Source organism: Stenotrophomonas sp. SMYL20 (genome assembly GCF_036320045.1).
GTDB classification, from domain to species: Bacteria; Pseudomonadota; Gammaproteobacteria; order Xanthomonadales; family Xanthomonadaceae; genus Stenotrophomonas; species Stenotrophomonas maltophilia_A.
In genome coordinates this window covers 221,120-230,033 of sequence record NZ_JAWIRT010000004.1, presented here as the reverse complement: position 1 = coordinate 230,033, position 8,914 = coordinate 221,120, and the positions used below count along the sequence as shown (strand labels likewise).

General features: G+C 67.2%; 6 protein-coding genes and 1 riboswitch. Of the genes, 2 read left to right on the top strand and 4 right to left on the bottom strand.

Annotation, left to right across the window (positions count from 1 at the left end; translation table 11 throughout):
• Positions 1–248: 248 nt before the first annotated feature.
• The gene (locus tag V3B48_RS04880; RefSeq protein ID WP_329893312.1) at positions 249–2,213 is read left to right on the top strand and encodes a M2 family metallopeptidase; all 1,965 of its coding nucleotides are present in this window, start codon (positions 249–251) and stop codon (positions 2,211–2,213) included.
• A 119-nt stretch (positions 2,214–2,332) separates the two neighbouring features.
• On the opposite strand, the gene V3B48_RS04875 is transcribed toward V3B48_RS04880, so the two are convergent.
• The 3 genes from V3B48_RS04875 to V3B48_RS04865 all read right to left on the bottom strand — a co-directional run bounded on the left by V3B48_RS04875 (position 2,333) and on the right by V3B48_RS04865 (position 5,073).
• Positions 2,333–2,725, bottom strand: coding sequence for a hypothetical protein (locus V3B48_RS04875; RefSeq protein WP_008265644.1), 393 nt, complete (start codon positions 2,723–2,725; stop codon positions 2,333–2,335).
• An 83-nt stretch (positions 2,726–2,808) separates the two neighbouring features.
• Positions 2,809–3,705 carry a siderophore-interacting protein gene (locus tag V3B48_RS04870; protein ID WP_317218251.1) on the bottom strand — a complete coding sequence of 299 codons (897 nt, stop codon included), beginning with the start codon at positions 3,703–3,705 and terminating at the stop codon, positions 2,809–2,811.
• A gap of 141 nt (positions 3,706–3,846) precedes the next feature.
• Complete coding sequence (locus V3B48_RS04865) at positions 3,847–5,073, bottom strand: multidrug effflux MFS transporter (protein ID WP_329893311.1); 1,227 nt, start codon at positions 5,071–5,073, stop codon at positions 3,847–3,849.
• A 299-nt stretch (positions 5,074–5,372) separates the two neighbouring features.
• A riboswitch (glycine riboswitch) is annotated at positions 5,373–5,475 on the top strand.
• 62 nt (positions 5,476–5,537) lie between these two features.
• Between V3B48_RS04865 and gcvP the strand changes: the two genes are divergently transcribed.
• Entirely contained in the window at positions 5,538–8,405 is a 2,868-nt protein-coding gene (gene gcvP, locus V3B48_RS04860; protein WP_180838655.1) for an aminomethyl-transferring glycine dehydrogenase, read from the top strand.
• A 92-nt stretch (positions 8,406–8,497) separates the two neighbouring features.
• Here gcvP and V3B48_RS04855 read toward each other — a convergent pair whose 3' ends face one another.
• Complete coding sequence (locus tag V3B48_RS04855; RefSeq protein ID WP_329893310.1) at positions 8,498–8,908, bottom strand: VOC family protein; 411 nt, start codon at positions 8,906–8,908, stop codon at positions 8,498–8,500.
• Positions 8,909–8,914 lie beyond the last annotated feature (6 nt).

Here is an 8,914-nt window from a genome sequence, read left to right as displayed (position 1 = left end):
GGTGTCGGAGTGCGGGGTGTCAGCCGCATGGAGGCGGCTGCCAAGCCTACAGGGACGTACTTGCGGCGTCCCCGCACTCCGACACCGCCCCGCCAAACCACGGAATACCCGCTTCTGACGTTGACGTTGCTTGAAGGCTTCGGCAGGTGCAGGGCGCAGCCCTGCCGAACCCAACCGACTTCCGCCACTTGCGGTGGCGGCGACTGCCCACTAGCCTTCGGCCGTCGTTCACCACCCAAGGACCGCCCGTGAAACACCGTCATCTCCTGCTGGCCTCGGCTGTCGCCGCCGCCACGCTGGCCCTGGCCGCCTGCAAGAAGGAAGCTGCCCCAGGCACCGATACCGCCAGCAGCAGCACCCCGGCCGGCGAAACCGCCGACCAGTTCGTGGCCCGCATCAATGCCGAGTTCAAGGCCGCCTACCCGGAGATGACCTCGGCGCAGTGGCTGTCCTCCACCTACATCAACAGTGATTCGGAGCGCATCGCGGCCAAGGCCAACGAGCGCTCGCTGACCCAGCTCAACAGCTGGATCGAACAGGCCGCCAAGTTCGACGGCAAGCCGATGAGCGAGGACAGCAAGCGCGCGATCCACCTGCTGAAGCTGATGTCCTCGATGCCGGCACCGCGTGACCCTGCCAAGCTGGCCGAGCTGACCCAGATCGCCACCCGCATGGAAGGCAGCTACGGTGCCGGCAAGTACTGCACCGATGCCAACGATCCCAACTCCTGCCGCCAGCTGGGCGAGCTGGAGCAGGTGCTGGCACGCAGCCGCGACTACGACAAGCAGCTCGACGCCTGGCAGGGCTGGCACAGCACCACCAAGAGCATGCGCGGCGACTACCAGAAATTTGTCGGTCTGGTGAACGAAGGTGCCAAGGGCATGGGCTTCACCGATGCCGGCCAGATGTGGCGCAGCGGCTACGACATGCCGCCGGAGCAGATCGGCCCGGAAACCGATCGCCTGTGGGAACAGGTCAAGCCGATGTACGAGCAGCTGCACTGCTACGCACGCGGCAAGCTGGACAAGACCTACGGCAAGGACAAGGCCGAAGTAGGCAACGGCCTGATCGCCGCGCACCTGCTGGGCAACATGTGGCAGCAGGACTGGTCGAATCTGTGGGACCAGCTGGAGCCGTATCCGGGTGCCGGCAGCCTGGACATCACTGCAGCGCTTGAAAAGCAGTACCAGACCAACCTGAGCGCGGCGCTGGCCAAGGCCGGCAAGGATGCCAACGTAGCGGCGCAGTACAAGGCACAGCGCGAGGCCGAACTGCGTACCGCCAGGCAGATGACCGAGCGCGCCCAGGACTTCTACGTGTCGCTGGGCATGCCGTCGCTGCCGCAGTCGTATTGGGAAAAGACCCAGTTCATCAAGCCCGACGATCGCGACGTGGTCTGCCACGCCAGCGCCTGGGACATGAACATGGAAGGCGACGTGCGCACCAAGATGTGCATCAAGCCGAACGAAGAGAACTTCACCACCATCTACCACGAGCTGGGCCACATCTATTACGACCTGGCCTACAACCCGCTGCCGCCGCTGTTCCAGGGCGGTGCCAACGATGGCTTCCATGAAGCGATCGGCGACACCATCGTGCTGGCGATGACGCCCAAGTACCTCAGCTCGATCGGCCTGGTTGATGCGCCGACCGAAAGCCGCGAAGCGGTCATCAACAACCAGATGCGCATGGCGCTGTCGGGCGTGTCGTTCCTGCCGTTCGGGCTGATGATCGACCGCTGGCGCTGGGGCGTGTTCGATGGTTCGATCACCGCCGACAACTACAACAAGGCGTGGTGGGACCTGAAGGCCAAGTACCAGGGCGTGGCGCCGGCCAGCACCCGTGGCGAAGAGTTCTTCGATCCGGGCGCGAAGTACCACGTGCCGGGCAACACCCCGTACACCCGCTACTTCCTGGCGCGCATCCTGCAGTTCCAGTTCTACAAGGGCCTGTGCGACGCGTCCGGCTACAAGGGCCCGCTGCATGAGTGCACCTTCTACGGCAACAAGGAAGCCGGCCAGAAGTACTGGGCGATGCTGAGCAAGGGTGCCAGCCAACCGTGGCAGGCCACGCTGAAGGAGCTGACCGGCACCGACAAGCTCGATGCCGGCCCGATGATCGAGTACTTCACCCCGGTCAACGAGTGGCTGAAGCAGCAGAACGAAGGCCAGATGTGCGGCTGGCAGGCCAACGCGGCCCCGGCGGCGAAATGAGAAAAGGGGCGGGTCCGCGAGGATCCGCCCCTTTCCGGTAGTGCCGGCCGCTGGCCGGCAACTGCACGGTGGACATCTGTCTGGCAGCCGGCCAGCGGCCGGCTCTACCGAAATGCCTGTCAGCTGTTCTTCTTCGCGGCCATCGCTGCGGCCAGCTCGGCCTTGAATTCCTCGAAGGTCTGGCCCTTCTCCTTCGCTTCGGCCTGCGCGGCATCGCGCAGCGCATCGGAGTACATGAGGCGCACCGGCGTGCCGTTGCGCTCGTGCAGTTCACCGGCCTGCATGATCAGCGCCAGCACCTGCGCAGCGCTCTCGCTGTGGCCAGCGATGCGGCCGTCCATGCCCAGCACCCATTCGCCGTCACGGCGCACGACACCGGCCAGCAGGGTGCGCTGCGCATCGCGCAGCTCGGCATGCGGTTCCACCGGCGATGCCTGCGCGGCGGCCTTGTTGGCGGCCTGCTTTTCCTGGCGACGGCGCTGGTCGCGGCGGGTCTTGGAGCTGGTGGACATGGTGCGGTACCGCTGCGAAGGGGGGCGCAAGGATAGCGCACCCCGCCCGCAGCGCTGCTTCACGCGTGCTCGATCCAGCATGGTCAGTCCAGCACCTTGCCGTGCCGCCAGTAGCCCATGAAGGTGATCGCGCGGCGGTCCAGCCCGCAATCGCGCACCAGGTGGCGGCGGATCGCCATCACCGCCCCCGCCTCGCCCGCCACCCAGGCGTACAGCGGCCCGGCCACGCAGGTGTCGGCCTGCTCCCAGAGGATCTGCGTATCGACGTCGATCTCCTCCAGCGCATCGCCAGCAGCCACGCTCGAGGTCGCTGACAGCCGTTCCTGGACCGCCTGCAGCAGCGGCTGGCCATAGGCGGCCTGCCCACGCGGCAACCACACCAGCTCGGCGGTGCCCGGCGCTTTCAACGGCACCGCATCGCCGGCCTGGGCCACTTCCAGCAACGCCAGCGTGCGCGGCGGATCAGGCATGGCCGCCAGCTCTTCGAGGATGCCCGCCACCGCAGGTAACGCCGTTTCATCGGCCACCAGCAGTACCTGGCCGACACCGGCCGGTGGCTTCCACTCCCAGCCTTCGCTGCTCTCGGCACAGTCGGCGTCGGGGGCCAGCAGCACCACGCGATCGCCCGGCCGTGCATGCATGGCCCAGCGCGAAGCGGGTCCGGTCACCCCGTGGATGACGAAATCGACGTCGACCTCGCCCTGCTCGGCACGCAGCTGGCGGATGGTGTAGGTGCGCATCGGCGGGCGCTGATCGTCCGGCAGCGCCCGGTAGCGTGGGTACCAGTCCTCGCCGCTGGGGACCTGCGGCAGGTCCTGGCCGGGCAAGGGGAAGAACACCTTGATCCGCTGGTCCGGGCCTTCGGTCTTCATCCGCGCCACGTCGGCGCCAGTGAACACCATGCGGTCCAGGGAAGGGGAGAGAACGCGGCGCTCCTTCAGCGCCACCTCGAACAGGCGGTAGGTCTGCTGCGCAGCCATGGGGGAACCTCATGCAACGACATCGGATTGGCTGGCTGTCGTGCACCCGTGCACCGGCTGGCTGGAGTGCCCAGCCTAGTCCGGTGGTTTCCCGTCGCAAGCGCTGCCGGCGTCGCGGCCTGCCCTACCCCTGCACGCTGCTCAGTGACCCGTGCAGACTGCCTGCGCCGCACGTTCACGCTGGTGTTCCCAGTACCAGAACACGAAGCCGGCGCCGAAGAAGGCAGCCTGGCCCAACGCCAGGTGCAGCGGGCTGGCGCTGAGCAGCGGCGACACCACGCCGGCCACCACCGTGCTGATCATCAGCTGCACGAAGGCCTGCAGCGACGAGGCCAGGCCGCGCTGGTGCGGGTACATGTCCAGCACCGCCAGCGCCAGGATCGGGAAAATCAGCGCCATGCCCATGCCGCCCAGGAAGATCGGCAGCACCGCCCACGGCAGCACGAACTGCGGGGCCAGCGCCACGTAGCCGACGTTCAGCAGCACCGACAGCGCGCACAGGACGAAACCGATCGCGACCTGGCGGGTGGGCGTGGTGTGCCCGGCCATGCGCCCCGACAGGAACGAGCCGGTGGTCATGCCGCCGATGGTGGGGATGAACAGCCAGGCGAAGCCGCCCTCGCCCAGATGCAGGTGCTGCATCACGAACACCGGCGCCGAGGAGATGTACAGGAAGATGCCACCGAAGCCGATGCTGCCGGCCAGCGCCAGGCGCAGGAAGCGCGGGTTGAAGCCGATGCGCAGGTAATCACGCATCAACGTGCGCGGCGACAACGGCACGCGCGCTTCAACCGGATGGGTCTCCGGCAGGTAGCGCGCAGTGGCCGCCAGCAGGACCAGCCCGAACACCACCAGGAACCAGAAGATCAGCGGCCAGCCGGCGCCACTGAGCAGGATCCAGCCACCGATGATCGGGGCGATCGCCGGGGCGATGCCGAACAGCATCGACACCTGGCTCATCAGCCGCTGCGCGTCATGGCCGTGGTACAGGTCGCGGATCACCGCTCGGCCGACGATCATGCCGACACCCGCCGACAGGCCCTGCAACGCGCGGAACGCCAGCAGCGTGGTCAGGTCGGTGGACAGCGCGCAGCCGACCGAGGCGCCGACGAACACCACCAGGCCACCGAGGATCACCCACTTGCGGCCCCAGGCATCGGACAGCGGGCCGTGCGCCAGGCTCATCAGGCCGTAGAACAGCAGGTACACGCTGATGGTCTGCTGCACCGCCACTTCGTCCACCGCCAGGCGCTGGGCCAGCTGCGGGAACGCCGGGAAGATGGTGTCGATCGAGAACGGACCGAACATGGCCAGACCGGCGAGCAGCAGGGCCATGCGGCGGGTGGAGGGAGCAACAGCGGCGGTCATGGGGAAGGCGTCCGGCAGGGCCATGCGCGGCACGCACGGCGGGCGCCGGTCCCCTTCTGCAGGGACGGCGCCAGATGAATTCGGGTATCCGCCCATCATAGGTGGGGATTGCGCCCGATGCCATGCAGCGGTGCACAAAACGCACGACTGGGCCATCGGCCATTCAGGCGCGGCGGCCATGCCTGGAGGCGGCCGGCGGGCCCGCAACGGGCTATAATCAGCGGGCAACACGGTGGGAGAAGCGGAACACCGCTGCCGAAGGCGCAACGCCCGTAATCGCTCAGGCCCGATACCACCCGTAACAGAACTCTGGAGAGACCGGTTCGATCCGGCGCCGAAGGGGCACGAAGCTGCGGTCCGCCGCGCTTTTAAACTCTCAGGCAAAAGGACAGAGGGGCGCCCCGCAGACCGCCGACCGGCGGCTTGTGCCCGTGCGTGTGCCCTTTCCTGACGGATCCTTCGCCATGTCCCAGAACACCCCTTCCCTGCGTGAGCTCGAGCACCACAATGCGTTCGTCGAGCGCCACATCGGCCCCAACGACGCCGAGATCGCGCAGATGCTCGATGTCGTCGGCCACGCGTCGCTGGATGGCATGACCGATGCCATCGTACCGGCCAAGATCAAGTCGCCGGCGCCGCTGGCGCTGCCGGAGTCGATGACCGAAGTGCAGGCACTGGCGAAGATCCGTGCGATCGCCGACAAGAACACCGTGCTGCGCAGCTTCATCGGCCAGGGCTACTACGGTACCCACACGCCGAACGTGATCCTGCGCAACATCCTGGAAAACCCGGCCTGGTACACCGCCTACACCCCGTACCAGGCGGAAATCTCGCAGGGCCGCATGGAAGCGCTGATCAACTTCCAGACCCTGTGCGCCGACCTCACCGGCATGGAAATCGCCAACGCCTCGCTGCTGGACGAAGCCACTGCCGCCGCCGAAGCGATGACCCTGGCCAAGCGTTCGGCCAAGTCGAAGTCGGACACCTTCTTCGTGCACGACGCCGTGCACCCGCAGACGCTGGAACTGCTGCGCACCCGCGCCGAGCCCATGGGCATCGTGCTGCGCGTCGGCACTCCGGCCGAAGCGCTGGAAGCGGAAGCCTTCGGCCTGCTGCTGCAGTATCCGGACACCTTCGGCCAGGTCGGCGACTACAAGGCGCTGGTCGATGCCGTGCACGCACGCGGCGGCCTGGTGGCCGTGGCCACCGACCTGCTGGCCCTGACCCTGCTGGCCGCCCCGGGCGAATGGGGCGCGGACATCGTGGTTGGCAACAGCCAGCGTTTCGGCGTGCCGTTCGGCTTCGGTGGCCCGCACGCCGCCTTCATGGCGTGCCGTGACGCCTACAAGCGCTCGATGCCGGGCCGCCTGATCGGCGTCTCGATCGACGCGCAGGGCAACCCGGCCTACCGCCTGACCCTGCAGACCCGCGAGCAGCACATCCGCCGCGAGAAGGCCACCTCCAACATCTGTACTGCACAGGTGCTGCTGGCGGTGATGGCGTCGATGTACGCCGTCTACCACGGCCCGGAAGGCCTGACCCGCATTGCCCGCCGCACCCATCGCCTGGCCTCGATCCTGGCCGCAGCGCTGCGCAATGCAGGCGTGCAGGTCGGTGGCGACTTCTTCGACACCCTGCATGTCACCGGCGTGCACGCCGATGAGATCCACGCCAAGGCCCGCGCCGCCGGCTACAACCTGCGCGCGATCGACAGCGACTCGGTCGGCATCAGCCTGGACGAGACCACTACCCGCGCCGACATCGTCGCCGTGGCTGCCGTGTTCGGTGCCTCGCTGGACGTCGACGCACTGGATGCCAGCACTGCCGATGCGCTGCCGGCCGGCCTGCTGCGCCAGTCCGCGTTCCTGACCCACCCGGTGTTCAACACCCACCATAGCGAGCACGAGCTGCTGCGCTACCTGCGTTCGCTGGCCGACAAGGACCTGGCGATGGACCGCACGATGATCCCGCTGGGCTCGTGCACCATGAAGCTCAACGCCACCGCCGAGATGATTCCGGTGACCTGGCCGGAGTTCTCGCAGATCCACCCGCTGGTGCCGGCCGACCAGGCGCTGGGCTACAAGGAACTGATCGACACGCTGGAAGCGATGCTGGTGGAATGCACCGGCTACGACGCGGTCAGCCTGCAGCCGAACTCCGGCGCGCAGGGCGAGTACGCCGGCCTGCTGGCGATCCGCGCCTACCACCGCTCGCGCGGTGAGGAACATCGCGATATCTGCCTGATTCCGGACTCGGCGCACGGCACCAACCCGGCCTCGGCACAGATGTGCGGCATGAAGGTGGTGGTGACCAAGACCGATGCCAACGGCAACGTCGACGTCGAGGACATCCGCCTCAACGCCGAGAAGTACAGCGACCGCCTGGCCGCGATCATGATGACCTACCCGTCCACGCACGGCGTGTTCGAGGAAGAGGTGGTGGAGATCTGCGAGATCATCCACAAGCACGGCGGCCAGGTGTACACCGACGGTGCCAACATGAACGCCCTGGTCGGCGTGGCCAAGCCGGGCAAGTGGGGTTCGGATGTTTCGCACCTGAACCTGCACAAGACCTTCTGCATCCCGCACGGTGGTGGCGGCCCGGGCGTCGGCCCGTGCGCGGTCAAGGAGCACCTGGCCCCGTTCCTGCCGGGCAAGCTGGGTGACAACGGCCCGGTCGGCATGGTCAGCGCGGCCAGCTTCGGCAGCGCCTCGATCCTGCCGATCAGCTGGATGTACATCGCGATGATGGGCCGCGACGGCCTGCGCAAGGCCACCCAGGTCGCGCAGCTCAACGCCAACTACATCGCCAAGCGCCTGGCCCCGCACTTCAAGACCCTGTACACCGGCCGCAACGGCCTGGTGGCACACGAGTGCATCCTGGACGTGCGCCCGCTGGAGAAGACCAGCGGCATCGGCGCCGAGGACGTGGCCAAGCGCCTGATCGACTTCGGCTTCCACGCCCCGACCCTGAGCTTCCCGGTGGCCGGCACGCTGATGGTCGAGCCGACCGAGAGCGAGTCGCTGCATGAGCTGGATCGCTTCATCGACGCGATGATCCAGATCCGCGAGGAAATCACCGCGATCGAAGACGGCCGCCTGGACCGCGAGGACAACCCGCTGAAGAACGCGCCGCACACTGCCACCGCGGTGACCGCTAGCGAGTGGACCCACGCCTACCCGCGTGAACTGGCTGCGTTCCCGCTGCCGAGCCTGAAGCTGCAGAAGTACTGGCCGCCGGTGGCACGCGTGGACAACGTGTACGGCGACAAGAACGTGATGTGCGCCTGCATCCCGGTCGATGCCTACAAGGATGATGAAGTCGAGGCGTGATTCCTCGCTGCATCGGTAAACAGAACGGCCCGCGCAAGCGGGCCGTTTTCATAAGCGCGTGTGGACCAAGGTCCACACCCACAAACATCCGATCACGGATCCGGCATCTGCCCCAGGCTCAACTGCCACGAGACACCGAAGCGGTCCTGCACCCAGCCGTAGCGGTTGCTGAAATCGTAGTCACCCGCCGGCATCAACCAATGGCCGCCCTCACCCAGCACGCGTGCGGCACGTTCGAACTGCTCGGCGCCGGAGCACTCCACGAACAGCGAGATCGACGGTGAGAAGGTGAAATCGTGCACGTCCAGGCTGTCAAAGCACAGGTAATGGGTGCCGCCGAGCAGGAAGATGGCCTGGCGGACCTGCCCGGGCACGCCGGCACCGGCGCCGTCCGGATGGCGCTGCATTGCCAGCAGGCGGAAATCGGCGAAGGCCTCGGCATACAGGGCCAGGGCCGCTTCGGCCTGGCCGGTGAACATCAGGAAGGGGCGGCTGCGCAGCATGCGGTA

Coding starts and splice junctions, on each gene's coding strand:
- V3B48_RS04855 (WP_329893310.1), bottom strand. CDS start 8,908: ATGCTGCGCAGCCGCCCCTTCCTGATGTTCACCGGCCAGGCCGAAGCG.
- gcvP (WP_180838655.1), top strand. CDS start 5,538: ATGTCCCAGAACACCCCTTCCCTGCGTGAGCTCGAGCACCACAATGCG.
- V3B48_RS04865 (WP_329893311.1), bottom strand. CDS start 5,073: ATGACCGCCGCTGTTGCTCCCTCCACCCGCCGCATGGCCCTGCTGCTC.
- V3B48_RS04875 (WP_008265644.1), bottom strand. CDS start 2,725: ATGTCCACCAGCTCCAAGACCCGCCGCGACCAGCGCCGTCGCCAGGAA.
- V3B48_RS04870 (WP_317218251.1), bottom strand. CDS start 3,705: ATGGCTGCGCAGCAGACCTACCGCCTGTTCGAGGTGGCGCTGAAGGAG.